At 60.1% G+C, this 24,568-nt stretch carries 28 protein-coding genes, 4 tRNA genes and 1 pseudogene; 13 read left to right on the top strand and 20 right to left on the bottom strand.

The features are described 5' to 3' along the window. Nucleotides 1-11: 11 nt before the first annotated feature. Nucleotides 12-599, bottom strand: coding sequence for a hypothetical protein (locus WB650_RS02810; RefSeq protein WP_422305036.1), 588 nt, complete (start codon nucleotides 597-599; stop codon nucleotides 12-14). A gap of 431 nt (nucleotides 600-1,030) precedes the next feature. Then, on the bottom strand, nucleotides 1,031-1,369 hold the full coding sequence (locus WB650_RS02815) for a hypothetical protein (RefSeq protein WP_423959351.1): 339 nt from the start codon (nucleotides 1,367-1,369) through the stop codon (nucleotides 1,031-1,033). A 53-nt stretch (nucleotides 1,370-1,422) separates the two neighbouring features. On the opposite strand from WB650_RS02815, the gene WB650_RS02820 reads away from it, so the two are divergent. From WB650_RS02820 to WB650_RS02845, 6 genes are all read left to right on the top strand, one after another. Continuing rightward, nucleotides 1,423-1,496, top strand: a tRNA-Pro gene (locus tag WB650_RS02820). Between the two features lie 3 nt (nucleotides 1,497-1,499). Further along, a tRNA-Arg gene (locus WB650_RS02825) sits at nucleotides 1,500-1,576 on the top strand. 59 nt (nucleotides 1,577-1,635) lie between these two features. Beyond that, nucleotides 1,636-1,711, top strand: a tRNA-His gene (locus WB650_RS02830). 32 nt (nucleotides 1,712-1,743) lie between these two features. Continuing rightward, a tRNA-Lys gene (locus WB650_RS02835) sits at nucleotides 1,744-1,819 on the top strand. 244 nt (nucleotides 1,820-2,063) lie between these two features. After that, a complete protein-coding gene (locus WB650_RS02840; RefSeq protein WP_422304091.1) occupies nucleotides 2,064-2,270 on the top strand; it encodes a TOBE domain-containing protein in 207 nt (68 codons plus the stop codon). Nucleotides 2,271-2,279: 9 nt separating this feature from the next. Next, nucleotides 2,280-2,792 (top strand): molybdopterin-dependent oxidoreductase, encoded by a 513-nt coding sequence (locus WB650_RS02845; protein ID WP_422304090.1) that lies wholly within the window; start codon nucleotides 2,280-2,282, stop codon nucleotides 2,790-2,792. Here the strand turns inward: WB650_RS02845 and WB650_RS02850 are convergent, their stop codons facing one another. The 3 genes from WB650_RS02850 to WB650_RS02860 form a co-directional block, all read right to left on the bottom strand. After that, nucleotides 2,793-4,031 (bottom strand): aldo/keto reductase, encoded by a 1,239-nt coding sequence (locus WB650_RS02850; protein ID WP_422304089.1) that lies wholly within the window; start codon nucleotides 4,029-4,031, stop codon nucleotides 2,793-2,795. A 311-nt stretch (nucleotides 4,032-4,342) separates the two neighbouring features. Further along, a complete protein-coding gene (locus tag WB650_RS02855) occupies nucleotides 4,343-4,570 on the bottom strand; it encodes a hypothetical protein (RefSeq protein WP_422304088.1) in 228 nt (75 codons plus the stop codon). A 199-nt stretch (nucleotides 4,571-4,769) separates the two neighbouring features. Then, entirely contained in the window at nucleotides 4,770-5,171 is a 402-nt protein-coding gene (locus WB650_RS02860; RefSeq protein ID WP_422304087.1) for a hypothetical protein, read from the bottom strand. Between the two features lie 149 nt (nucleotides 5,172-5,320). Here WB650_RS02860 and WB650_RS02865 point away from each other — a divergent pair, with 149 nt between their 5' ends. The 3 genes from WB650_RS02865 to WB650_RS02875 all read left to right on the top strand — a co-directional run bounded on the left by WB650_RS02865 (nucleotide 5,321) and on the right by WB650_RS02875 (nucleotide 8,759). Next, nucleotides 5,321-7,270, top strand: a complete 1,950-nt coding sequence (locus tag WB650_RS02865) for a hypothetical protein (protein WP_422304086.1) — start codon at nucleotides 5,321-5,323, stop codon at nucleotides 7,268-7,270. Between the two features lie 281 nt (nucleotides 7,271-7,551). Then, nucleotides 7,552-8,235 carry a helix-turn-helix transcriptional regulator gene (locus WB650_RS02870; protein ID WP_422304085.1) on the top strand — a complete coding sequence of 228 codons (684 nt, stop codon included), beginning with the start codon at nucleotides 7,552-7,554 and terminating at the stop codon, nucleotides 8,233-8,235. A 164-nt stretch (nucleotides 8,236-8,399) separates the two neighbouring features. Continuing rightward, complete coding sequence (locus WB650_RS02875; RefSeq protein ID WP_422304084.1) at nucleotides 8,400-8,759, top strand: cupin domain-containing protein; 360 nt, start codon at nucleotides 8,400-8,402, stop codon at nucleotides 8,757-8,759. 14 nt (nucleotides 8,760-8,773) lie between these two features. Here WB650_RS02875 and WB650_RS02880 read toward each other — a convergent pair whose 3' ends face one another. Together WB650_RS02880 and WB650_RS02885 are read right to left on the bottom strand one after the other, a co-directional pair. Further along, the gene (locus WB650_RS02880; RefSeq protein ID WP_422304083.1) at nucleotides 8,774-9,841 is read right to left on the bottom strand and encodes a DUF2157 domain-containing protein; all 1,068 of its coding nucleotides are present in this window, start codon (nucleotides 9,839-9,841) and stop codon (nucleotides 8,774-8,776) included. A gap of 45 nt (nucleotides 9,842-9,886) precedes the next feature. After that, nucleotides 9,887-10,774 (bottom strand): alpha/beta fold hydrolase, encoded by an 888-nt coding sequence (locus tag WB650_RS02885; protein ID WP_423959355.1) that lies wholly within the window; start codon nucleotides 10,772-10,774, stop codon nucleotides 9,887-9,889. A 92-nt stretch (nucleotides 10,775-10,866) separates the two neighbouring features. Between WB650_RS02885 and chrA the strand changes: the two genes are divergently transcribed. From chrA to WB650_RS02900, 3 genes are all read left to right on the top strand, one after another. Next, complete coding sequence (gene chrA, locus WB650_RS02890) at nucleotides 10,867-12,063, top strand: chromate efflux transporter (protein WP_422304637.1); 1,197 nt, start codon at nucleotides 10,867-10,869, stop codon at nucleotides 12,061-12,063. Nucleotides 12,064-12,359: 296 nt separating this feature from the next. Next, nucleotides 12,360-13,277 carry a fatty acid desaturase gene (locus WB650_RS02895; protein WP_422304583.1) on the top strand — a complete coding sequence of 306 codons (918 nt, stop codon included), beginning with the start codon at nucleotides 12,360-12,362 and terminating at the stop codon, nucleotides 13,275-13,277. An 87-nt stretch (nucleotides 13,278-13,364) separates the two neighbouring features. Next, the gene (locus WB650_RS02900) at nucleotides 13,365-13,487 is read left to right on the top strand and encodes a hypothetical protein (protein ID WP_422304585.1); all 123 of its coding nucleotides are present in this window, start codon (nucleotides 13,365-13,367) and stop codon (nucleotides 13,485-13,487) included. A 22-nt stretch (nucleotides 13,488-13,509) separates the two neighbouring features. On the opposite strand, the gene WB650_RS02905 is transcribed toward WB650_RS02900, so the two are convergent. From WB650_RS02905 to WB650_RS02920, 4 genes are all read right to left on the bottom strand, one after another. After that, nucleotides 13,510-14,463: a TIGR03560 family F420-dependent LLM class oxidoreductase gene (locus WB650_RS02905; protein ID WP_423959357.1), complete on the bottom strand. Its 954-nt coding sequence runs from the start codon at nucleotides 14,461-14,463 to the stop codon at nucleotides 13,510-13,512. A gap of 62 nt (nucleotides 14,464-14,525) precedes the next feature. Next, a complete protein-coding gene (locus WB650_RS02910) occupies nucleotides 14,526-14,966 on the bottom strand; it encodes a hypothetical protein (protein WP_422304589.1) in 441 nt (146 codons plus the stop codon). Continuing rightward, nucleotides 14,966-16,087, bottom strand: a complete 1,122-nt coding sequence (locus WB650_RS02915) for a ferritin-like domain-containing protein (RefSeq protein ID WP_422304590.1) — start codon at nucleotides 16,085-16,087, stop codon at nucleotides 14,966-14,968. The genes WB650_RS02910 and WB650_RS02915 overlap by 1 nt, the downstream gene beginning before the upstream one ends. Nucleotides 16,088-16,156: 69 nt before the next feature. Then, nucleotides 16,157-16,456, bottom strand: coding sequence for a hypothetical protein (locus WB650_RS02920; RefSeq protein ID WP_422304592.1), 300 nt, complete (start codon nucleotides 16,454-16,456; stop codon nucleotides 16,157-16,159). Between the two features lie 271 nt (nucleotides 16,457-16,727). On the opposite strand from WB650_RS02920, the gene mscL reads away from it, so the two are divergent. Beyond that, on the top strand, nucleotides 16,728-17,165 hold the full coding sequence (gene mscL, locus WB650_RS02925) for a large conductance mechanosensitive channel protein MscL (protein WP_422304639.1): 438 nt from the start codon (nucleotides 16,728-16,730) through the stop codon (nucleotides 17,163-17,165). 76 nt (nucleotides 17,166-17,241) lie between these two features. Here the strand turns inward: mscL and WB650_RS02930 are convergent. The 9 genes and pseudogenes from WB650_RS02930 to lpxD all read right to left on the bottom strand — a co-directional run. After that, nucleotides 17,242-17,499, bottom strand: a pseudogene (locus tag WB650_RS02930) (universal stress protein); the annotation flags it as partial. A gap of 252 nt (nucleotides 17,500-17,751) precedes the next feature. Then, nucleotides 17,752-19,410 carry a phospholipase C gene (locus tag WB650_RS02935; protein ID WP_422304594.1) on the bottom strand — a complete coding sequence of 553 codons (1,659 nt, stop codon included), beginning with the start codon at nucleotides 19,408-19,410 and terminating at the stop codon, nucleotides 17,752-17,754. A 237-nt stretch (nucleotides 19,411-19,647) separates the two neighbouring features. Next, a complete protein-coding gene (locus WB650_RS02940) occupies nucleotides 19,648-20,958 on the bottom strand; it encodes an aspartate aminotransferase family protein (protein WP_423959359.1) in 1,311 nt (436 codons plus the stop codon). Nucleotides 20,959-21,134: 176 nt separating this feature from the next. Continuing rightward, the gene (locus tag WB650_RS02945) at nucleotides 21,135-21,536 is read right to left on the bottom strand and encodes a RidA family protein (RefSeq protein WP_422295727.1); all 402 of its coding nucleotides are present in this window, start codon (nucleotides 21,534-21,536) and stop codon (nucleotides 21,135-21,137) included. A gap of 13 nt (nucleotides 21,537-21,549) precedes the next feature. Beyond that, nucleotides 21,550-21,894: a DUF190 domain-containing protein gene (locus WB650_RS02950; RefSeq protein WP_422304598.1), complete on the bottom strand. Its 345-nt coding sequence runs from the start codon at nucleotides 21,892-21,894 to the stop codon at nucleotides 21,550-21,552. Nucleotides 21,895-21,898: 4 nt separating this feature from the next. Further along, nucleotides 21,899-22,246: a fluoride efflux transporter CrcB gene (gene crcB, locus WB650_RS02955; RefSeq protein WP_422304641.1), complete on the bottom strand. Its 348-nt coding sequence runs from the start codon at nucleotides 22,244-22,246 to the stop codon at nucleotides 21,899-21,901. 64 nt (nucleotides 22,247-22,310) lie between these two features. Continuing rightward, complete coding sequence (locus WB650_RS02960) at nucleotides 22,311-23,234, bottom strand: DNA-3-methyladenine glycosylase family protein (RefSeq protein ID WP_422304600.1); 924 nt, start codon at nucleotides 23,232-23,234, stop codon at nucleotides 22,311-22,313. An 18-nt stretch (nucleotides 23,235-23,252) separates the two neighbouring features. After that, entirely contained in the window at nucleotides 23,253-23,501 is a 249-nt protein-coding gene (locus WB650_RS02965; protein ID WP_422304602.1) for a hypothetical protein, read from the bottom strand. A 20-nt stretch (nucleotides 23,502-23,521) separates the two neighbouring features. After that, complete coding sequence (gene lpxD, locus WB650_RS02970) at nucleotides 23,522-24,541, bottom strand: UDP-3-O-(3-hydroxymyristoyl)glucosamine N-acyltransferase (protein ID WP_422304604.1); 1,020 nt, start codon at nucleotides 24,539-24,541, stop codon at nucleotides 23,522-23,524. Nucleotides 24,542-24,568 lie beyond the last annotated feature (27 nt).

The raw sequence follows: 24,568 nt of genomic DNA on the forward strand, positions 1-24,568 counted from the left end.
TCACGACCGATTCAGTTGCGGCGGGCATCCTGGGCAATCCGCTCGGGCGGCGGCGGATAGCATGGCAGCGTGCTGGTTACCACGTAGTGGTAGTAGTTTCCGTGCCAGGTAAACGTTCCGATCGGTTTGCCGAAATTTGAAGACATAGCAGTAAGCCGATCGCCGTCGGCCGCCGTGATTACTTTCGAGGGCGTGTAGGCCAGGAAGCTGCTCGACGATTCGGGGACGACCGCGCCCAGCGGCGGCGTGAAGTTCATCTGAAGAAAATTAACCGCCGGCCGCCAACCGTCCGGTGTCGTCTCGCTGTCGGCCAGCGGCAGCCACTGTCGCTCGGCGAGCGTGTCGCTTATCTGAAGCTCGCGATATTCGGGAGCGCCGGCCGCGCTCCTGCGCAACTCGATAACGTCAGGAACTTCGACTTCGAGCTGATTGCAGGCGTCGCCACTGTTCATCGCACTCTCGCGCGCGGCGGCCTCTTTTTTTGCTTCCGTGGATTCCGCGGTTTCTCTTGCGCCGATACCCGAAGTCAGCTCGAGCGCTGTGCCGCCGACATACTCCGCCGCGTTGGCAGCGAGCGGCGCGAACTGTGCCGCCGCCATCCAGCATCCGCTTGTGCCGACGGAGACCGCGGCCGCCGCAAATGCAACGACCAGCGATCGGCAAATCTGTTGCCCGTGCCTCAGGCGAACGATAAATCCCCCGTCCGGACTATCAGGCGTATCGACAACGAAGTCCGGTTCGGGAACATCCTAGCAGAAATCGCGACGCAAATGCGCCGGGGAGATTATTGCGCATTAACCGTGCGGATGCTGCAACGTCGTCGACGTGAAGAATCGCGCGGGTTGCGGTGTCAGCTTGGTCTCGAGAAAAAAGAACGGCCGGGCTACGAGTGGGGACCGCGGTGGGGAGCCGACGGATCAAGTAGCCCGGCCTTTGCTTGGGGACAGGCGCTGGGTCTCGGGGGAGGAGATTGTCAGCGCACTTATAGTGAAAGCAAAGCTTGTGCCCGGAAAAAACCGCGACAAATCCATCAGGCCATGATCGATTTTTTTCTCTTTCTGCGACGGGTAGTCGCCGGAAGTCTCGATTTGGGCCATTTTTCCGTGAGATAGACCACTTTTGCAAGTTGCGACGGTGCCGCCAAATTGATCTTGGAGTGCTCAGGGATTACTCCAGACGCAGCCTGCGGATTGCCGAGGAGACTGCGGCGGGAGCAGGCGCGGTGGGGTTGGCCGAGCAATGGGGTCAGGTCGAGATCACACACGGCGGATATCCCCGACAGATAGCGATCGAAAATCGAGACACGTAAGTTTTGATGATCGAGTGGCGGGCGCGTAGTCGCAGGTTTTTCGTCGAAGAAAAACGACATGCGGGCGATGGTCGGTTGAGAGGCGATGGTGCGTGTGTTACTTCCTAAAGGCTCGGGGCGTAGCGCAGCTTGGTAGCGCACCTGCCTTGGGAGCAGGGGGTCGGCCGTTCAAATCGGCTCGCCCCGATACGCGCCAGTAGCTCAGGTGGAAAGAGCAACGGCCTTCTAAGCCGTGGGTCAGGGGTTCGAATCCCTTCTGGCGCGCCACGGAGGCCTTTTCAGAACGCGCCGGGCGCGAGGCGCTGAATGGATTTAGTGATCGGGTGGTGAGTGTAGCTCAGTTGGCAGAGCATCGGATTGTGGCTCCGGCGGTCGAGGGTTCAAATCCCTTCACTCACCCCAAACATCCTGCTACGTAAACGTATTTCGACGGTGGGCCGTTAGCTCAGTTGGTAGAGCAGCTGACTCTTAATCAGCGGGTCTCCGGTTCGAGCCCGGAACGGCCCACCAAAATCCGGTAATTGTTCAGGGGCTTTTTCACTCTCAGCGTCAGCGAAGTCTCCACCGATCCGACGCAGATCTGCAGAACTGCCGGCGCCTTGTCAATAGACGCCATGATACTTGTCATTTCGCTCTTAACATGGCATACCAGTCACTATTATGAAAATCGTTTTATTCAACTCCTCATCCTGACCGCGCGAATTCCGTTCTGACGTGCGGCGTCCGATTTGAAAATGAGCAAGGAGAAAATTCTATGGCACTCAGCGCGCGCAATCATCTGAAAGGTGAAATCACAGAAGTCATTCTCGGGACGGTCACCGCGCTCATCACGCTCAAGGTAGGCGACAATATCGTCGAATCGGTTATCACCAAGCGGAGCGCTGAAGAAATGGGCCTGAAGAAAGGCGACAAGGTGACCGCGGTGATCAAAGCCACCGAGGTCATGATTCAGAAGGTCTAGCGATCTCGAATGGTGCGCAAAAATTCCTGGCCGCTGAAAGTCTCTCTGCTGGTTTTGCTCTTATGCGCTCCGGCGAATGCGTTTGCGCAGGCGTCGCCAGCGGTAGCCCTCCGCGTCAGCGGCGAAATGCCCGATCATCTCGAGCTCAGCGTCGCTGATATTGCGGCTTTTCCCAGGGATAAAATCCGTGTGACCGACGACAAGGGCGCGCAAGTTGAGTACGGCGGAGTGCCGGTCGCCGAGATACTGAAGAAAGCCGGCGCGCCGCTGGGGAAAGAATTGAAAGGACCGAACCTGGCGGTGGGCCTTGTCGCCCGCGCTCCCGACGGCTACCGGGTGCTTTTCACATTGACGGAATTCGATCCCGCCTTCAGCGACCGGGTTATCCTGCTGGCCGACCGACGCGACGGCAAGCCGCTCGACAGTCGTGAAGGCCCGCTGCGGTTCATCGTGCCGGGCGACAAGCGTCACGCGCGATGGATTCGCGGAGTCACTGCCATCGAAGCGATGAGAGTGAAGTAACTATACGAGCATGCGATGCGTCGGCGCGAGCAGTACGTCGGTCGCGATTCCGTGCGGACATGCTCCGGCGCACGGCTTCGCTTCGCAAGTGAGGCACGCCGCGGCGTTCGACGCGAGCATCGCGTATTCGCTCCGCGCAAAGCGCATATCGCCGTAGTCGCGAGCGTACATCCGCGTGCGCATCACGTCGGCGATCGGAACTCCGTAAGGGCATGCGTTCGCGCACTCGTTGCACGCGGGCCGGCACTGCGAGTCACCGTTGATAGTTGCGTAGCGATTCAACAGCGGCAGGTCCGCCGCCGCGGTCGTGCGCGCGCCTGACGCACCGAGGTATTCGTCGATCATCTGACGGCTCGTCATCGTGACGATCAGTGCGTCCACGTTCTGATTCGACAGCACCCATCGAAACGCCGCCTGCGAGAATGTTGCGCCGCCGGATTCGTAGGGACGCATATCGTTCAAGCGCGCGCCCATCAGGGTTTTCATCACGACTACGCCGACGCCATGCTGTTTGGCTTTTGCCATGATGCGCGGCAACTCCGGCTGTCGTGCGACGAAATCGAAGCTCCGCGTGAAGCGCTGGAAGAAGCGCGGGTCCTGTCCGAAATTGTGCGCGCACAGGATTACGTCGACCTGGCCGTTGTCGATCGCGTAATTCAGGCAGTCGGCGAGATTGCCGGCGTGACCCGACATGCCGACGAAACGAATCTTTCCCTGCTTTCGCGCCTGCGCGGTGAATTCGTGCCACTCGGGATTCTTGAGCCGCGCCGGATCGTTGACCGCATGATTGAAGTACACGTCGACGTGGTCGGTCTGAAGCCGCCGCAAGCTGCCCTCGAGCGTCTGCATCATCGCATCGCGCTTGTCGTCGGCCTGCGCCATCTGCTTCGAGGTCAGATAGACCTTGTCGCGCTTGCCCTTGAGTGCGTTGCCGATAGTGGTTTCGGATTCGCCGTCGGTGTAACTGTCGGCCGAATCGAAGTAGTTGACGCCGCAATCGAATGCGTGACGGACCAGGTCTTCCTCGCCGGAGACCAACCTGCTCCCGCCGAATGAGATGTCGGAAATCTTGAGACCGGTGCGGCCGAGCGCCGAGTAGCGGCGGACCTGCGGCGCAGTCTCCAGGGATGCGTTCGCGGCGCGCGCCAGCGGCAGGATCGATACTCCAACGCCGGCCAGCACGCCTGCTTTCAGGAACTCGCGTCGTCCAATGATCGATCCATCGTTCGATCGTTTCATCTGAGCACCTCGCGGAGCCGCGGTTCGGGGCGGTCGCGGCCACGACCAATTCTACCGCCAGGATGCGGCCAGACTCTATGCCCGAATTGCGCGACGAAACGCTATTCTCGCAAGAGGAATAGCATTTTGCATAACTGGCCGAAGCATCTCCCCCTCTCGGAATGGGAGAGGATCGAAGGTGAGGGTCCGATTTCGGCGCGCATTTTTTGCGCGCGATTCAGGATTCCGCTTCTGCCGACGGTCGCTCTGGATCCGCGAAACCTAATCCCTAACCCTTTCCCGAGCGGGAAGGGGAACCGAACGCAGAGTTTTCACCGGAGGTCGGCCCTGCGACGATACAGCAGCCAGGCCGCGCCCGACGACACTCCTATCGCGACGAAAGGGTAGGGCACCAGGTACGCCCACGAATGCTCCTGCATCACCGCGGTGCCGTGATACCTCAAGATGAACAGCGGCATGTTGACGATCACGTACGCGGCGTAAAAAATTCCGAGCGGCAGCGCGAACTTGCGCATCGCGAGAATTCCGTACACGTACACGGCGAGGATGATCCCGAAAATCGGCGCGACGATCTTGTTAGCGGCGCCCGAAAGTCGCGCCGAAGAATACGAAGCCTTCCCCGGGATGACGCGCGAAGGGCTTGTGGAAATCTGAAATCACCATCAGCGCAAGCAGTATCGCGAGAATCGTCAGAGCCGTGCCACGCGATTTTTTTTGGCATCGTGGATTGATCGTCGATCAGGAGAGGTCGGCTTGACGGCGAGTGAGAATGATCGCGGTCGCGAGCGGAACGCCAATCCCAATCGCAGTTGCCGCGATCGAAAAGGCGACGGAGGGATGCGGCTCGGAGCGATTCTTCATGCTGAACAGCACCCCGTTCACGATCACCCACGCGGTGTAGATGTACGCGACCGGCAACGCGTAACGGCGCATGGTCCAAATGCCGTAGGCGTAGACCAGCAGCAGGAATCCGAACAGCGGTCCCATGATAGCGTTGCCGGTGCCGTGCAGCCTGACGCCCATGAAGACGAAGCCGATGCCGGGGTCGTGCGAGAATGGCTTCGAGAAGTTCGAAATCGCGAGAAGGCCGAACAGTAGCGCGAAGATCGTGAGAGCGGCGCCGCGTGATTTCGCTGCCATCGAAAATCCCTCCCCTGGGTTCGATCCGGTTTGCGGCACATCCTAGTCGGCCCGTGGCGCAAACGCATCAGGTCTTGCATCCAGATATCGACAATTGATTGGATGCGCATGGATTGGTACCCGTCACGGCATCGGATTCCTTTTAACTAATGCGGCGATTCATTGCGGTTGCGGCGCTCGTAATGTGCGCACTATGGCTTTGTGAGCCGCTTTGCGCCTTTGCCCAAACTAATCTCGCCAGCAACGGCGACCTCGCCGCCGGCTTCGACGGCGCGCCGGCCGATTGGTACGCGCTATCCTCCGACAAGAAGTTGACCAGGTTTTCATGGACCTACAACCCGGCCGCCGGCGGCGTGCTTGGAATCGCGAATCAGACCCGGACGTTCTCGAGCTGGCATCAGGCGCTGATGCTGCGGCCTGGGATTTACCACGTCACCGCAGAGGCGCGCGTCGAGGGTGCGATGCCGCACGAGGGCGGCGCGAATATCGCGATCAGCACTTTCGACGGCATCCAGCTCATCTCGAATCATCTGCAAGGCACGACAGATTGGCAGACGCTTTCGTTTTTCCTTATCGAAGATAGGTGGGGCGATACCACCGAGTTGCTCTGCCAATTGGGCGTTTCGGGCTATCCGGATACGGGCCGCGCTTCATTTCGCAATATCAAAGTTGTCGAAGTCGCGAGCAAGCCACCCCCGGGCGCGGTCAGATTCGATCTTGGCGCAATCCGCAACCTCTACAAGGACCAGCTACATCGGCCGGACGAACGAATCGCGATTCGTGTCGTGGGCATCATTTGCGGCCTGGTCCTGCTGGGATTGCTGGGGTGGGCGCTCGCCGAAATATCGCGACCAGCGCGCGCGGCGGGGAATAGCTCGTGGATGCTCGCGGCCGGCCTGATGCTCGCGATTACCGCCGCCAAGCTCGCCGCGCTGTTTCACTTCACCGGTTTCTACTGGGACATCTGGGCGAAGACCAATCGCGCTTTGCTGGCCGTCGCGCTGGGTCCGTCGAAAATTTATGATCCCGGCCTGCCGGTTGACGCTTATCCGCCCGGCTCGGTCTATCTGCTGTGGCTCTCGGGATGGCTGGGCAAGTTGATCGAGCCGACCGCGAACGGCTTTCGCGTAATCGTCGAGACGCCGCCGCTGATTGCCGATCTCTTGATCGGCCTCACGCTGTACTTCGCCGCCTGGCGCGACGGACGCAGCATGCGCACCCTCATTATAATGATGCTGTTCGCGCTCAACCCGGCCCTCATTTTCGACACTGTAGTGTGGGGCCAGAGCGATTCAGTCGTCGCGCTGCCGATGATCATCGCCGCGATCCTGATTCTCACCGGACGCTATCGCCTCGGATGGAGTGTGGCCGCGATCGCGATCCTTGCCAAGCCGCAAGCGCTCGCGTTCACACCGCCGCTCGCATTGTGGACGTTGTTCAACGCCGGCTTGGTCGAATGCGCGTGGTGCGCTGGCGCGATCCTCGGCACGGTCGCGATTGGAGTCCTGCCGTATCAACTCGGCCATTCGTGGGACTGGATATTCAACGTGTACAAGGACCTCGGCACACGCTTCAGCGAAGCCTCCGTCGGCGCGTTCAACTTCATGGGATTGATCGGTGGGATGGGCACGCCCGACACCGACAAAGTTTTCGACGGTATTTCGTACAGCGCGTTCGGCCTCGCGCTGACGTGCGCCGTCTACCTGATCGTGTCGTACCTGATTTGGCGCGCGCGCTCGGCTCGCGCCGCGATGCTCGCGATTTTCATCGCGCTGTTTGGCTTCTTCATGTTCGCCCCGCGGATGCATGAGCGATACCTCTACTATCCGCTGGTGTTCCTGATTCCGATCGCATTGGAGAGCGAATTTCTCACGACGATCTATGCGATCGTCAGCGCAACGTTTCTGTTCAACCTCATCTATATAAAGCATCTCACCGACACCTCGTCGTATTTTCCAGATCATCCGAATGCAGCGCTGATCATCGCTGCGTCGATCAATCTCGCTGTGCTCTTCGCGGTGACGGCTTATGGGTTAATACGCACTCCGCCGTCCGTCGTCGATCCTAACCTCTCCTTGTCCGAGGAGAGGTCGGCGTAAGCTGCGCGAAGCGTAGTGTCGCCGGGAGAGGTGCAACGCTGGACGTGCCACCAGTGCCGACTCGTCTAACCGGAATCCAGTGATACTTGTCTGCTGCCCGACAGCAGCACAACTACGCATAGCTGCGACGGCCAAAGTTGCACCTCTCCCGACGCTCACCTCCTTTCAGTCGGCACGCGCCGACCTCTCCTCGGAGAAGGAGAGGTTAGGATTCAGCATCGGCATCGGGCGGAAGACTGGGGTTGCTGTTCGCGCACGACAGTGAGAGAAGCTCAACTATTATGCGTCGCGCCGATCGCCTCTTCGAGATCATCCAGCGCCTGCGCCGACGCCGCGTAGTCACCGCCGGTTCGCTCGCGGAGCAATTCAATACCAGCGAGCGAACAATCTACCGCGACATCCACGACTTGATCGCAAGCAAGGTCCCAATCGAGGGCGCGCCCGGCATCGGCTATTCGCTGCGCAAGGGATACGATCTGCCGCCTCTGATGTTCAGCGAGAACGAGCTCGAGGCGCTCGTGTTCGGCGCTCGCATGGTGCAGAACTGGAGCGACCCCGAGCTCGGTCGCGCCGCCGATGCGGCATTGTCGAAGATCGAGAACGTATTGCCGTCGCATCTGCATCGGATGCTGGACGATCGATCGCTATGGGCGCCGAAGGACGTGCGCCGGGTGCCGGTCTCGTTCGATCTCGGACGCTTGCGCGCCTCAATTCGCGATTGCCGCAAAGTTCGCTTCCGCTACTGCGACGAGAAGGGCGCGGAGACCCGCCGCAAGGTCCGCCCGCTGAGCCTCTGGTTCTATCCGCCGTTCTGGACCGCCGCTTCATGGTGCGAACTGCGCGACGACTTCCGCTTCTTTCGCGTCGACCGCATGAGCGATGTCGAGTTCCTGGGCGAGGCTTTCGCACAAGAGGCCGGCAAGTCGGCGGAAGACCTGTTCCGCCATCTGCTCAGCAAGTCCTGACCATCTTCGAGCAACTCTCCTGACGCCATGCTGTCAGGATCTCGTCGGCTGCGGGACTTCCGCGGGATCGTCCTGACATAGGGCTGTCAGCAGCCACGCGCGGCTCAATCGCGACGAGATGTTAAATTCTTCCCTTACGCGGCATTCGGCGAAGGAGAAAGATCATGGCGACGCAGGTTTCGGATCGTCCCGCAACACAAGATCGAGTGATCGTCCTTAAATCCGCCGAGGAGACTGCCGGCGAACTCTTCCGATGCGAATACATCGCGCGCGTCGTGTCGCCCGCGCCGCGGGATCACATACACACGCATCAGGAGGAGCGGCTGGAAGTTGTCGAGGGGACCGTGCGATGCAGAGTGGCGGGACGCGAGTACGTCCTCGAGCGGGGGAGTGTGATGGTCATCCCGCCCGGCACGCCGCACGCCGTGTGGAACGACGACCATCGCGGCTCGCGCTCGATTTCAGAATACCGCCCCGCAATGAACGCCCAGGCAATGTTCCGCGGATACATCGTCGATCGATGAAGCCGACACGGACGCTACTGCGTTTGGCGGGCGGGCATGATTTTTTTAATCCAGGCGGGAGCGACCGAGAGAACCGCATTTTCGACCGCATCTATATGCCGCTGATATTGCACACCGAGAAACACGACCAGCAGTCCAATCGCCGTCAGCACGAAGGGAAACATCACGGAATCCGCAAAGATGGTCTCGGTCAAGTGAACGAGATAGGAAAAGACGCCGACGGCTCCGAACACCGCGAACACGCGACGCTGCAGCAGCACCGATAGCAACAGCGCGCTGAGACTCAAAAGGCAAAATATCGACCAGTCAAATTGAGTGTTGAGTTGATCGACGAACCCGCCCCAGAACGCCAGATTTCCGAACAGATACCCCCAGAACGAATAGTCGTCCTCGGTCTTGCGATCGATCGCGAAGGAAGCAAGCAACATCGCCGCGCCAAACACCAGTGATACCAAAGCGCGCTGTTCCCAGGTGAACTCGCTTTTCTGGCCGGTCAGCAGCGGAGTCAGGTCCATCGACATGAACCAGAGCGCGAATGCGATCGGTGCAGTGATGAAGGGGAAGCGAACGTATCGAAGAGCAACCAGACCCGCCGTCACCGTGCCAAGCTCCATCGCGATCCAGCTTCCTCGGATCCAAGGATAAAAGTCGGCGTATGCGCCAGGATCGCCTTGCGGCCAGATTCCGGTCTGGCGCTCGATTCCGTAAATCGCAAGCGGCGCCATGCAGACTGCAGCCGTGACAAGGAGCCCGCCCGGGATTTTGAGGTCTCTATCGAACCAGAGAATTTTACCCGCCACGGAGAAAGCGGCGCCGTACACCAGTGCGATTAGAAACAGTCCGGCCCCACCAAACCTCTCCCACGCCTTCGGAACCATGAAGGTCATCCCGACGATGATGACCATCGCACCGAAGTAGTAGATGAGATTTGTTAGATCAAACTTAGGACGCCGCGCGTCGCTTATAGCCAGTTCTTGCCAGAGAGATTCTGCTTGCTCGGCGTTTAACAGGCGGTGCGCGACTGCCGATTCCAAATCCTCTCGCGAAACTCTAATAGTGGCGGCTTTCGTCCCCTTCGGCATGGCATCACATTCCCCCTTTTTCAGACACCCTCATTGGCGCGGTGCTTACGACTTCAGGAACTTCAGCATCAGCTCATTGACGTACTCAGGGCGCTCCTGATGCACGAAATGGCCAGCGTTCGGCACCAGCTCGATCTTCAATCCCTTCGTGAACAGCTTCTCCATTCCCGCGAGCGTTTCTGCGCCGATGCATCCGTCGTCGCGACCGTGGAACATCAGCGCGGGCACGTTGATCGGGACGTTCATCGCGGGCGCCAGCATTTTCAGATCGACTGGCATGCTGAGCACCGGGCCGAGCGTGGCGCGATAGTAGCCGAGCGCAGCTTCGAGTGTGCCCTTGGCGCGGAACGATCGCTTGAGCGCCTCCATATCTTCGGGAGTCCACTTCCAGCCCGGCGACCAGTCGGCCCACATCTTTTCCAGGAACGCGAAGTCGTTGAGACTCACAGCCGCTTCAGCAATCTTCGTCTGGAAAAAGAACATGTACCAGGAGCGCCGCTGCTGCGCGTAGTTGGTGACCAGCGCCTCGAAAAAACCGGAGCCGTACCCGACTGCCGCCGTCACCAGCTTGGTGACTCGCTCCGGCGATGCGGCCGCGGCGCCGTATGCCGCGACTGCGCCCCAATCGTGGCCGAACACGATCGCGTCCTTGTAGCCGAGCGCCGTGATCAGCGCGAGCGCGTCCTCCGACAACGCCGCCGATTCGTAGCGCCCGTCGGGTGCGGGCTCGGTCGGCGAGTAGCCGCGCATGAACGGCGCGACGCAATGGTATCCCGCCGCCGCCAGCGCGGGCATCTGATGGCGGAACGAATGCGCAGTATCCGGAAAGCCGTGCAGGCACAGCACCAGCGGACTTTTTGAGTCGCCCATCTCGAGTACGGTGAAATTCATGTTCGACGCGCGTACGACACGATGCGTTGGTTGTGATGGCATAGTGGTTGGATTCTTATCGCACGCCTTGCTCAATGACAAAGCGGACCGGCTGGCATGCGTTCGCGATTCATGATCATCTGATTCGCAGTCGCATGGACCAATCGATTTCTCACAACACCGAGAGTCCGCCCCCGCGACGCGAGGCGCTCCGCGAACTCGCCGTGCTGTTTCTTCGACTCGGCACGCTCGCGATGGGCGGTCCGGCCGCGCATATCGCGATGATGGAGGACGAGGTCGTTCGCCGCCGGCGATGGATGACGCACGATCGCTTTCTCGACATGCTCGGCGTCTGCAACCTGATTCCCGGCCCCAACTCGACCGAGATGGCGATTCACATCGGGCAATTGCGCGCGGGATTCGCGGGACTGGTCGTCGCGGGCGCATGCTTCATCCTTCCTGCCGCCGCGATCGTTCTCGCGATCGCGTGGACGTACGTTCGGTTCGGCACTATGCCGCAGGCGGTCGGTCTGCTCTACGGCATCAAGCCGGTGATTATCGCAGTCGTGCTGCAGGCCCTGTGGGGACTCGGCCGCACCGCAATCAAATCGCGACTGCTCGCGGTGCTCGCGATCGTCACGCTGATCGCCTCGCTCCTCGACGTCAACGACATGATCGTGCTGCTCGGCGGCGGAATCGTGATGCTTGCGATTCGTGCCGTCGAAGATCGCGCCGCCGCTCGCGCGACGCTGGCCGCAATTCCCGTCGCCGCGCGCGCAGCGGCCACGAAAGGCGTCGCACTTGCTGCGGCCGCCGTCGCGGTCCCATTCAGTCTCACCACCTTATTTTTATTTTTTCTGAAAGTCGGCGCGGTGCTCTTCGGCAGCGGCTATGTATTGCTGGCGTTCCTGCGCACCGACCTGGTCGATCGACTGCGATGGCTCACCGAGGCGCAACTGCTCGACGCCGTCGCCGTCGGCCAAATCACGCCGGGCCCCGTGTTCACGACCGCCACTTTCATCGGCTACCTCCTCGGTGGATTTCGCGGCGCCGTGGTCGCGACACTCGGAATTTTTCTGCCGTCGTTTTTCTTCGTGTCGATCAGCGGGCCGCTGATTCCTCATCTGCGCCGATCACCTCTTGCCGGCGCGTTTCTCGACGGCGTCAACGTCGGCGCGTGGTCGTTGATGGCGGCAGTGACGTTGTTCCTCGCGCGCGCCGCGGTGATCGATTTCACAACATTGCTGCTCGCGATATCCAGTGCGGTCGTCCTGATTCGATATCGCGTCAATTCCGCGTGGCTGGTGCTTGGCGGCGGTATGATCGGGCTCGTGATGACGCTGTGGCGCTAATTTCGATGTTCCGAGGAGAACATTTGTGAAGCTATCAACCACGCGCGTAGACGTGTGAATGCAATCGGATGTAGCGCACGTTGTCAGTATCCTGTAATGTCATAGCTCGCGACGGCAAGCACATTCCGCTCCCCGCCTTAGAATCGAAGGCATCCCTGCGAAAAGTGAAAATGTGCTGATGCTGTTGGCAGCCAGGAATTGCACGCACGCATGCCCGGCGGCCAAGGCATCATCATCCGTGCAGCCAAACAGGCGCGGGCGGTGGTGTGACCGAAATACGTCTGCTGGAGAAAAGAATGGCATCAGCTTTCACGACGGTGAGCACGACAGAAACCTTAAAGACCGAACCGTGGAACAAGCCTTGGTGGCACGCCGCGGGCCGCGACATTTCGATACTGTTCTGGGTCTGCCTCATTCATATTACCGCCGCTATCGGCCTCGTCCTTTATCCGCTCCCCGGATGGCACATATTTTTCGGCGCTGTCGCGCTCGTGTTCCTGGGCGGATTGGGCACTACTGTCGGATACCATCGCGCGATCGCGCATCGATCGCTCACGCTTAATCCGTGGGCGCGCGGAGTTTTGATTTTCTTCGCGATGTTCAACGGCTCCGGCGCGCCGACCACATGGGCCGCCGGCCATCGTCTGCATCACGCCAAGGCTGATACCCCGGAAGATATTTCGAGCCCAATTTGGGGCGGATTCTGGTGGGCGCATCTGCGATGGCTGTGGCAGGCGGGCGAGCCGCCCATCGATCGCTATTGCCCCGATCTCGACGGCGTCTCGTATCGCGCATGGCGATGGTTCCAGGCGCCGATTCTGACGCTCTCATATCTCGGCGGATTGTATTTCAGCCCGGCCGCATTTTTCTGGCTCGGTGCGATTCGCCTGTGCTTCGGACTGCATGCGCAATGTTTCGTCAACAGCGTTTGCCACACCGAACCCGGCATCAAAGTTGGCCAGGATTCGAGCCGCAACGTGAAATGGCTCGCGGTGATGCATCTGTTCCAGGGCGAGAACTGGCATCGCAACCATCACGCCCGTCCCGGTTCTGCGCGTCTCGGATGGAGCTGGCGCCAGCCCGACGCCGGCTACATGCTGATCCTGGCGCTCGAGAAGCTCGGACTCGCCACCGACGTTCGCCACGGCATGCCGCACGGCCGCGGCACCGGGAATCGGCCCGACGCGGACGAAATTATAGTCAAAGCCGCCTGAGCGTAACCAGAAGAGGCCTGTTTGCAAGGCTTTCTTTTGCGAAACGGTCGGTGATTTCGTGCGTATACTCTTATAAGAGGAACGCACATGAAAACCGCCGGCTTTGTCTTTGCCGCGATTCTGTCAGCAGCAATAATGATTGGAACTGTAGTTGCCGCAGCGAACGCCGGCATGCCCCACGTCACGACCTCGTACGTAACGACCCGTTAGATTCTGGCGCGTCCGCCCTTATTCACCGCGAATTGAACTGGGGGAGGATGTCCTCGGCGAAGGCTTGGATGTCCTCTTCGGCGGTCAGCATGGGGTTGTACATAAAAATGAAATGCGTGACGCCCGCATTAGTGTAGGCTTCGATCTTGTCGAGGCATTCCTGCTTGCTCCCGATGATCATTCTCTCGCGCGCTAACTGCGGCGTAGTCTGCGTCATCATCCCGACGATCGATGAAAGCGTTTCCTCGCGCTGCTTCGGCGCCTTGTAGCAAAGCGCGAGCATCAGGGTTTTTTCGATCTCGTCGGTGTTGCGGCCGACCGTATCGCCGTGACGCTCGATCACTCCGATGAGCCGTTTCATTTCCGCGGCGTCCGCATTGCCCATATTCCACATGTCGGCATACTTCGCGACTATCTTGAGCAGCACCTTCTCGCCATGGCCGCCGATCATCAGCGGCAGACTTTTCTGGATCGGCTTCGGATTACAGACCGCGTCGATCACGTTGTAATGCTTGCCCTTCAGCGTGGTTTTCTCCTGCGTCAACATCCCCTTGATTATCTGGCACGACTCGTCGAGCGCCTGCAGGCGTCCGCCGACCGTCTTGAAGTCGAAGCCGAGGCTGCGATGCTCTGCCTCGAACCATCCCGCACCGAGTCCGAGATTCAGCCGCCCGCCGCTCATGACGTCGAGCGTCGCCGCCATCTTCGCCGTGAGCGACGGATGCCGATACGTATTGCCGTTGACTAGCGCGCCGATTCGCGCGCGCTTGGTGTTCTGACTGAGTGCGCTCAAGAGCGTCCAGCCTTCGAGGCACGGCCCCGCCGGGTCTGGCACAAAGATCGGATAGAAATGGTCGAACACCCACAGCGAGTCGTACCCCCATCCGTCCACCTTCCCCCAAAAGCTGCGCAACTGCTCCCACTCGATATTCTGCTGCCCGGTCTGAACTCCAAACCGAATCGGATGCTTGTCCATACGATCTTCCTTCGTTCGAGCCGCCGATTTTTCGGCGCGGCGGCGAAAACATTTCGAACTATTTACGCAGGTACTTTCGAGGCGAGATTCAGCAGTTCCTGCAGCGTCTGATTGAAGCGGTAGAACTTATCCTCGCGCAACTGGTCGGTCGATTCGAGCCATAGCTCCTCGCCCACCAGCGCAAGCGAGCTCAATGTATGCCGAAGCTGCGGACGGCCGTGCTCAGCGATCTCGCCCAGCATTCGATCCCAAATCTCGCGCTTGCCGCAGATGACGAAATCAGGATCGTACTGATTCAGATCCGCGACCGGGGTGGCTTCGGTCAACTGGTAGCCGTCGATCACCAGCCCAACGATTCTATCGCCGCCATTGCCGGTGTTGTTCGGCACCACGCGGACCGCGAAGCGTGTCTCTGCATAGCCGAGCCGCCTGAAAAGCTCACCCTCGGCATTCATGAGCTTGCCGATGGTGAGAAACCACTCTGAATCGGGAAACGACGCCATCAGGCCGCCGCTTCGAACAGCTTGTTGAAATCCGTCGGCAAGATGCATCGGGGACGGCGGTCGAGTCCGGCCGAGTCGCATCGCTGCAGGTACTCGTGCACGATTCGGCGCCACAACTGCCCCTGCAGCTCCATGCCTTTGTCGAAATGATCGACGCCGCCGCCCATCAGGATTGCCATCGGCTCGACCGCTTCCGGCACGCTGAACGTTTCGAGCAAAATCCGTTCGGCGTCGTCGAGCTGTTCGTGCAGTTCTTCCGCCACCGCGGGATTCGCCTTGAGCTGCGCGCGCAGATGCATCGTGCCGAAGCCGACGTGACGCGATTCGTCCTGCATGCATCGGCGGAAGATTTCCTGATCGACGCGGCTCGGCGCGAGGAACTCGCCCTGGCGGAACATCGTCAGCACGAAGCCCTCGCCTAGCAATTGCAGGCGGCCGGTCTGCGCGGAGAAGCTCGGGCAGTCGAAGATTCGCTTCAATGAAAGCTCGCTGATCGGGCTGGCCTTGCCGAGGCCGCCGCCGTTGGCGAGCGCGCGCTTTCGAAACACGTCCATGTGACGCGCCTCGTCCATCGCCTGAGTCGCGAGGAACATCTTCACTTCGAAGAAGTCGTGATTCATCTGCCCCATCCATCGCGTCGGGGCGTCGGCCGCGATGAATTCCACCTCGGTCAGGAACGTGCATAGCTGGCACATCGCGCGCTCGAGATCGTCGGGCAGCGGCTTGAGTTCGGTCCACGGGATATCGCGCGCGGAGCTCCACTGGCGCGCGACCGCTTCTTCGTACAGCTCGCTCACGTTGTCGGCCCAGCACTCGGCTTTCTCGTTGATCGTGAATCCGAGCGACGGCACGTCTTCGGGAATCACGGCACCTCGCGGCGCCATCGAGCGATGCGCTCCGCCATGCTCGGGGATGATTCCGTAGCTGCCGATCTCAATGTCCTTGAGGCGCAGGCCGAGGTTGCCGGGCTTGGCGCGCACGCCCCATTCGCCCATCTGGTTCATCCAGCCGAGGTCAGGAGTGCCGGACTCGTACAGCTTCTGCAGATAGACCGAAGGTTCGAGTTTGAACTTGGCTTCCGAACCGACCCGCTCTTCATCCTTGATATGAACTGATCCCATCGGCTGGCCTCCTGAACGTGCGTTTAATAGATCGGCTACCAGATGCGTTTCTACAAAGTCAATCGAGCATCATTCGCCAGTAGCCGGCAACAATCTTCCATCTGTGGGGTTCGCTTCGACGACGACCGGGACACCGCTCAACTGCGACGGCACTTGGCCTTCGACCTCGCGCACGTTCTCCGGTTCGTCGACCCACACGCGGACTCCTGTCACGCCAATTCCTTTCTGGATAGCCTCATCGCGCGGTACGTTCTCATCCATGATCCATTTCGGCATCATCCCCTTCACGTGCGGAACATTTAGTACCCATGCGTTCGCAGCGATGGCCGCTTCCGCCCGGTTCCATCCGGCCTGAGATCGGTAGGCCAAGGGTATGGAACTTCACCCCTTTGTGACGGGGTAGCCGCAGAGTCAGGAGTGGAGTCCCCGGCTTGTGCACCTTGAGCGATAGATGCGGTCAGGGCGATCGCGAGCACCCATCGTGCCTTCATTGTCAGAGGGCCTATCAGAAGGGTTTCTGCAAGGTCAATCTGCGTGCCTACGGCGCTGCCTGTCGGCCGTTTTACATCGAGGCGTCTGAATGCTTTTGTATGCGAGGCTCCTCACCAACTACTCAAACAACGGAGGACGCATCGTGTCGATACTTTCAGAGTTCAAGCAGTTCGCGATCAAGGGCAACGTGATTGATCTGGCGGTCGGCTTCGTAGTCGGCGCCGCGTTCGGGAAAATTGTAACGTCGTTCACCAGCGACATCCTGATGCCGCCGATAGGCCTCGCGCTCGGCGCCGTCGATTTCTCGAACCTGTTCATCAATCTGTCGTCGAAGCACTACCCGACTATCGCGGCGGCCAAGGCCGCGGGTGCACCGACGCTGAACATAGGATTGTTCCTTAATACAATCGTCGATTTCGTGATAATCGCGTTTGCGGTCTTTCTGCTAGTCAAATGGATTAATCACTTGACGGGCGCGGACAAGCCCGCACCGCCCAGCACGAAGGACTGCCCATACTGCGCGACTGCGATTCCTGTCGCGGCGATCCGATGCCCCCATTGCACATCGGAATTGAAGGCCGCGTAATCCCCATCTTTTCGGTTCCCCCTTCCCGCTCGGGAAGGGGAACCGGATTATTGGGAGTTCCTCTCCGGCCAGCGTCCTATTGGTCTTGACGAACCGCGAGGACCGGGCACGGCGCGTTGCGTAATACTTTCTCGGCGATGCTGCCTTCTATGAGGCGCGCGAGGCCGCGGCGTCCGTGCGTGACCATCACGATCAAATCGGCGGGCAGCTTGGCTGCGATGTCGGGGATAACGTTCCCGGGCTCGCCCATTTCGTCGAGAATCTCATATTTCACGTCCGCCAGATGTTGCTTCGCGATGGCGGTCAGCTTGTCGCGATCGAGACTCTCCTGGCGCTCTTTCTCGCGAGTTTCTCGTTGATCGCACCACTAACCGGAATTGTGCGTTCGATGGTCGCTGCCACGGCGTTCTCCCTCTCACATTCTTTATGGCTTTGCGAAAGGGCAGATATACGCCGCGCAGCTTACGGACACATCAGGGTTGCGTTGTGGGAATGTGATCTGGCTTATCGGGCAATGTCGGAGACAGAGGATTCGGCCAGGCGCGCGTCGCATTGGACGCGCGCCCGGTGTCGATGGGCGCGGAAGCTAGAAACCGTGATGATGATTAAAGAACGGCTCTCCCGTCATCGGGTCGAGGAAGAGAGTGCGATCGCCGACGAAATAACGATGCGAGAAATCGAACATGTTCTCGATCGACCCCGACTGCGCATCGGACGAACCGTTGCCGATTCTGGGCAGGCCCCAGTTGTCTTCGATGAAGCGCACGATCGAGCTCTGGTCCGTCAGCGTGTGATCGACGAAGTTCGACTTCGAGTACGGCGAGACCACGAGCATTGGGATTCGCGGTCCGTAACCGCATCGGCCCTCGATGTTGTCGAGCGGAGTGCCATTGCCGCATTTGCCAGGTCCGTTGAGCTGGTCGCTGTCCTTGGCGTCGGTCGGCTGCAGTACTGCCGACGAGTTGATGATTGGCCCGATCTGATGATCGTACCAGCCGTCGGAATCGTCCCAAGTGATCACAATCGCAGTGCTGTTCCAGAAGCCGGATTTCTGGATCGCGTTGATTACGTCGACCACGAACTGCTGCTCAAGCAGAGGATCGGAGTAGCCGGCATGGCCGTCCATGTTCGCCGGTGCTTTGAGGTAGCTTACCGCGGGCAGATTGTTCGCGTTGAGCGCGTCAAAGAAGTCGTGGGTGTCGTACTCATGGTTGGCCGAAGTGTCCGCCGCAGTGCCGTACTCGCTAGGCGGTACATTCGGACGCGCGTGAGTCGGGTTGGCAGTCGAAGCGAAGTACTGGAACCACGCGTGATGCGGAATGTAGTCCTCGGTAAAATTCATATCACCCGGCTGCGGGGGGAAATGCGTGGTGTCGTTTGCAGCCGTGGCCGGACTCGACCGCAGGCATCCCGTCGTTCCATTGGCATTGGTGACGGTCAAATCGAAACCGCCCATGAATGATCCCCAGCTCAAGCCAGCCTCGTTCAGCAGGTCGCCGATGCTCTTACCACCCATCGTGATGTTGGTCGACTGATTCGAACATACGTCGCCAGTCGGATCGAGATCGCCGGCGATGGTCCCGACGTTGCCTGTCTTGTTCACGACCTTGGTCGATGACCCGGTGAGCATCGCAGGATAGGTGTTGCCGGCGATCACGTTCAACGCGCCGGGAGTCGATGGGCCGAAAGTCGTCCCATAGAAGTTGTCGTTCAGCGAATAGTTCTGGGCGTAATTCCACAAAGCGGTTACGGTGTTACCGTCGAAATACCCCTCGACGATGGCGTTGCCCATTCCGTACGAGTACTGGTCGAGGCAGAACGCGCTTTCTCCCACGCCGACGCTGAATGGGAACAGGTCCATCAGGCCCATGTCGAAGGCTGCCTGCTCGTCGCCGTAGCTGTGATCCTGGTCGCAGGTGGACGCCTGGCTCCGATCGAGAAGGAATGGATTGATCGCGGGGACATTCTTCGTATTGCCCGCATTCGGGTTGTTAGTCAGCAGCGCGCCTGTCAGTCCGTTGACGGTTGGGGTTCCCGGTTGCGCGACGAAGCCGGAAGCGTTCGGATAACTGGCGAAGTAATGATCGAAAGACACGTTTTCCTGAAAGATCACGACGACGTGCTGGATCGGAGTCGCCCGGCCAGCCCCATCCGACTTGTCCGGACCAGCCATTACCGGCGTCGTGCACATCGAAGTCATCGCGAGCGCACAGATGCCGTGCGCGAGTAGCTTGGTTCCTCGCATAGTTTGTATTCCTCCCTGGAATGTCGTTTGCGTACTAACTCGAACCGTAAGGGGCGCACACTAACCAGCGAAGGTGACGGGGTGATGACGAAATTTTTGCTGCGCGACCAATTTCGTGTGACGTGCGCGATTCGATTCGGAGTCGCGACGATAAACCGAAACGAAAAACGGGAACCCGCGTCAGATGACAACGCGGGTTCCCGTCAATTATGAAAAGCTATCTGCTGAAGAAGAAGACTATTCGCCGGCCTGCGCGACGTCGGCCATCGCCTTCGCGGCGCGCTCACAAATCTCGCTCAGGACTTCGTCGGTGATCACGGTCGAGAGCGCAATCATCCCGCGCGGCGCGAGAAACAACCCCTGGTTAAGCGCCGCCAGATGGAAGTTGGCGATTGCGCGCGCGTCCTCGCGAGCGATCGTTGCGGGCGGCGGCTCCTTGAGAAAAAAGACGTTCATCAGCGATCCGCACTGACGCACAGAAAATGGCAACTCCACCTGACGCGCAGCTCGCGCCAGCTCGGCCGCCAGCCGCTCACCTTGCTTGGCCATTTTGTCGATTCGCGCCTGGGTCAGTTCGCGGATCGACACGGCGCCCGCCGCGCAGGTGACAGGATTGCCGTTGAAAGTGCCCGAATGAAAAATCGATCCGCGATTACGCGGGTCGAACGCCGACATCACGTCTTCGCTGCCGCCGATCGCGCCGACCGGGAATCCGCCGCCGATGATCTTTCCGAACATCGTCAGGTCGGGCCTGACTTCGAAAATCTGCTGCCCGCCGCCTTCGGCCAGTCTCAGCGTGATCACTTCATCGACCACGAACATTGCGCCTGCCCGACGCGTCGCTTCGGCCACGCGCTCGAGAAATCCCGCGGGCGGCTCCACGACCCCCGCTGAGCCGAGCACCGGCTCGAGGAACACCGCCGCGATTTCCGCGCCACGCTCCGACAGCAATGCCTCGAATGCCGTGGCCTCGCCGAAATCCGCGAGCATCGTGCGCTCGCCGTCGGTCCCGGCCAGCCCGACTTCCAAATCGTCGTATGATCCGTGATAGCCGTAACGCGCCATCAGGATAAGCTTGCGGCCGGTGAGGCGTCGCGCGACGTGCGCCGCGAGCATGCCAGCCTCAGTCCCTGAATTGCAAAATCGTATGCGTTCTACAGACTCGACGCGTTCGCACAAAAGCGTCGCCAGCTCGAGCTGCGCCTCCGAACGCGCCGGCCACGAGCTGCCGTCGCGGACAGCTTTGGTGGCGGCTTCGACGATCGGCGGATAGGCGTTGCCATGAACCAGGCTGGTGTAGTTGCCGAGCAGGTCGATGTACCTGTTGCCGTCGACGTCCCACAAAAACGGCCCTTCGCCGCGCTTGATGGTGAGCGGGTAGGGTTTGTAGTTGGTGGTCGTGCGCGTGTCGCCGCCCGGCATTACGCGCTCGGCGCGCTTGGCGAGTTGCGCCGACTTTTCAGTCGCGGCGCGATACTGTTCCTCGATACTGGCCATCGTCCCCATTCCCCGGCGAGATGCCTCGAGCGGTTGCGCTTCTGCTTCCATTATAATTTCCTCCATCATTTGCGGCCATCTCGCCGCGGCCAATCAGCGTCCCGGCCGCCGGCAACTCTGCCGACGAACCTTACTGTGTACTATGACCGCGCGGACGAATCAAATTGTAAGAAATTATAACATGGTGGCTGTCCGGGGTTGCTTCTCGCCTCCGGACAGCTGCTCGCTCACTTCACTGCCGCAATAGCTTCCATCTCGACCATCAGCCCGTCGATTGCGAGCGACGTCACTCCCACCATGGTCGAGGCCGGCGGCTCGCCTTCAGGAAACAGTTCGGCGCGCGCCTCGCGCATCGCTGAATAGTCAGCCTGCTTGTAGTTGACGATGTAGGTATTGGTCTTCACGATGTCGGCAGCGGTGGCTCCTGCAGCGGTCAGCGCGGCTTTCAGATTGCTGGCCGCCTGGCGAATCTGCGCCTTCAGGTCGCCGGGTCCCACCAGCTTGCCTTCCTTGTCGACCGCAACCTGCCCCGAAATGAACACCAGCTTCGACGCTCCGGCGATCGTCACGACCTGCGTAAAACCGCGCGGCGTCATCAGCGTATCCGGATTGATATACTTTTTTTCCATGTCGCTGCTCCTCTCAAGTTTTGTTTTTCCCGTCGCCGTATTGTAGTACCTGCACCTTCTCGACCGTGATCAGGCCGGAGCCCATCATCTTGTCGAGCACCGGCAGGAACGCGTCGATCTTCGCCTGGCCGTCGACGATTTCGATGACCATCGGCAGGTCCTCCGACAGCCGCAGAATTTTTGCCGAATGCAGATGGCTCGATCTGCCGAAGCCCATCGGGCCACGCAGCACCGTCGCGCCGCCAAGCTGAAGCTCGCGCGCTTTCAGCACGATCGCTTCGTAGAGCGGCTTGTGGTTCGAGCGCTCGCTCTCGCCAATAAAAATTCTCAGCAACACTGCATCGCGTGGGATTTGCATAGCGCTACACTCCCCGGTTGAGCGCCGCCGCTGCGACATACCCAACCGATACTGACAGGAGGCACAGGATAACCGAACCCGCGGCATTCAATACGGCCGGCATCCACTCGCCCGCCTGCATCAGGTAGAGCGTCTCGAGCGAGAAACTCGAGAACGTCGTGTAGCCGCCGCAGATTCCGATCATCACGAACTGGCGCGCCGGCGTGCCGACCAGCAAACGGCCGTCGGGTCCGGTCAGCGTCGCGAAAAATCCGATCACCAGGCATCCGGTGATATTCACGAGCATGGTGCCGTATGGAAACGTACCGCCGGTGAGCGTGGTGATGAGGCCGGAAACAAAGTAGCGTCCCATCCCGCCGAGCGCGCTGCCTATAGCAATCAGAACATACGCGAGCACCCGCAATCCTCCCGCACTTTCAAGTCGCGACGTGGCCGGTGTCCGCGACTGCATTCACAATCAGGTGAAGATAGATGAGTCCGCCGTACGGATGCCACCGCTCGAGCATCCTGACGACGCTGTCGTAAGTCGGCGCGTCGCCCATCCCGAGCCACTCGAACAGTTTGTTGCGGCCGCCAACGTCGTCGCCGGGAAAAATGTTGATGCGCCCGAAGCCGCGCAGCATCACATATTCAGCCGTCCAGCGACCCACGCCGCGAATCTTCGAAAGGCGCGCGATCGCGTCGTCGTCATCGAGTTGCCCGATCGATGCGAAATCGGGATCCTTCGGATCAATCGCCAGCTTCGCGAGACCGATTAGGTATTCCCCCTTCTGCCGGCTGAGTCCCAATGCTCGCAGCGCGTCAGGATTCGATCGCGCAATCTTCGCCGCGAGCGGGAACGATCGCAGCTCGTCATCGACCCCGCCGACTATCCCGAATGCTTCCGTGAGCCGGTTCAGTACGTGCATTCCAGCGCTCAGCGAAACCAGCTGGCATGCGACCGCGTTTGCAAACGTCTCGAACACAGTGGCATAACGCACCGGTTTCATTCCTCGCAACCGATCGGCGAGCTCACGTAGATGCGCGTCATCGCGCGCGAGCCGGTAGAAGTCCGACAGATCTAAATCGAGCCCGAGCATCCTCGTGACGATCGCGGCAACTTCCGTCTTCACCGCTTGCGGCCTCGACGCCGAAATCCGCACTTCGATTTCCGGGCGCTCACCGCCGCGTGTCTGCCTGACAGCTATTGCCACCGGCGACTTGCCGACAATTAAAACGCGACGCCAGATGCCGTCGTCGAATCGGTCGACGACGTTATGCGCTCGCCGGCGAATCGCCCACACCGTCAAGTCGAGACGGAACGGCGGACGCGGCCGAAGCGTGAACGTCAGCTCGGCCACCAGCGGTGCCCGAATCCGCTATTCGATTTCGCTGTCAGGAATTTTCTGCTGTTGCGCGGTCGTGGTCTTGCTGCTCTTTGCGGTCGCGGCCTTCGCGCTCTGCGTGCTCGAAGGCGAAGTGCTGGCCGCGGGCTGATTCTTGTCATGCTCGTACTTGTAGCCCGAGTACGCGAGCCCGGGAATCGCCATCGCGAGGCATCCCGAACAAAGGAACGCCGCGCCAGTCGCCAACACGATCGTTAGCAGTATTTGTCGCGTCTTGTGCATATCACCAAGCTCGTCTGACGTCAGGTTTCGTGGTTGTCGATGCCGGCGCGATGCTCCAGCGCGCGCACTCGCCGAATTATTTCAGGCAGGCGAGTGAGCACGACCGCGTAGCGGCGGAACTTGCGCACATCCACGGCGGGGATGCCGGAGACGATAGCGTCGTCCTTCAAGTCGTTGTGGATTCCGGCCTTCGCGACCACCATCACGCGATCGCCGATCGTCACGTGGTCGGCGCATCCGACTTGTCCGCCGAACAGGCACCATTTGCCGATTCGCGTCGAGCCGGAGATTCCGGTGTGGCCCGAGAAGCGCGAGTACTCGCCTATTTCGCAGTTGTGCCCGATATGAACCTGGTCGTCGAGTTTGACGCCGCGATGCAGCACCGTTGCGCCCATCATCGCGCGGTCGACCGTAGAATTCGCGCCAATCTCCACGTCGTCCTCTATTACAACGATCCCAACTTGTGGAATTTTGGTCAAGTCGCCTTTCTCTTCGACGAACCCGAATCCATCCGCGCCGACTACCGCACCGTTCAAAAGCGTCACGTGATTTCCGATCACGCTGCCTTCGCGAACCGATACGCCGCTGTGCGCGGTGAAGCGATCGCCGATGCGCACGTTGGGGTAAATCGTGACGTTCGGATGAATCACCGCGTCGCGTCCGATCGATACGCCCGTACCTATCACCGCCGAGGCGCCGATCGAAGCGTTCGCGCCAATCGTGGCGTCGGGCGCGATCGAGGCGCGCGGATCGATTCCCGGCGCCGGTCTATAAGGCGGGAAAAAAATTTCGAGCACGCGCGCGAAGTCCGCGTATGGATTTGCGCTGATAAGTGTCGCGCACTTCGCCCCCGCCGCCAGCTCCGCCGTCGTGATTGCGGCGGATACGTTGGATTGCAGCGCGGAGGCGTACTTCGCGCCCGCCACGAAAACGATCATGCCGGGACTGGCGGCTTCGATCGGCGCGGGCGCAAAAATCTCCACGCCGCCGTCACCGCGCAGTTCGAGTCCCAGCTTCGATGCGAGTTCCTTGAGTTTCATCTTGATGCCCCGAGTTTGATGTGGACG

Origin of the sequence: Binatus sp. (SeqCode), assembly GCF_049584895.1 — a bacterium.
Classification (GTDB): Bacteria; Desulfobacterota; Binatia; order Binatales; family Binataceae; genus Binatus.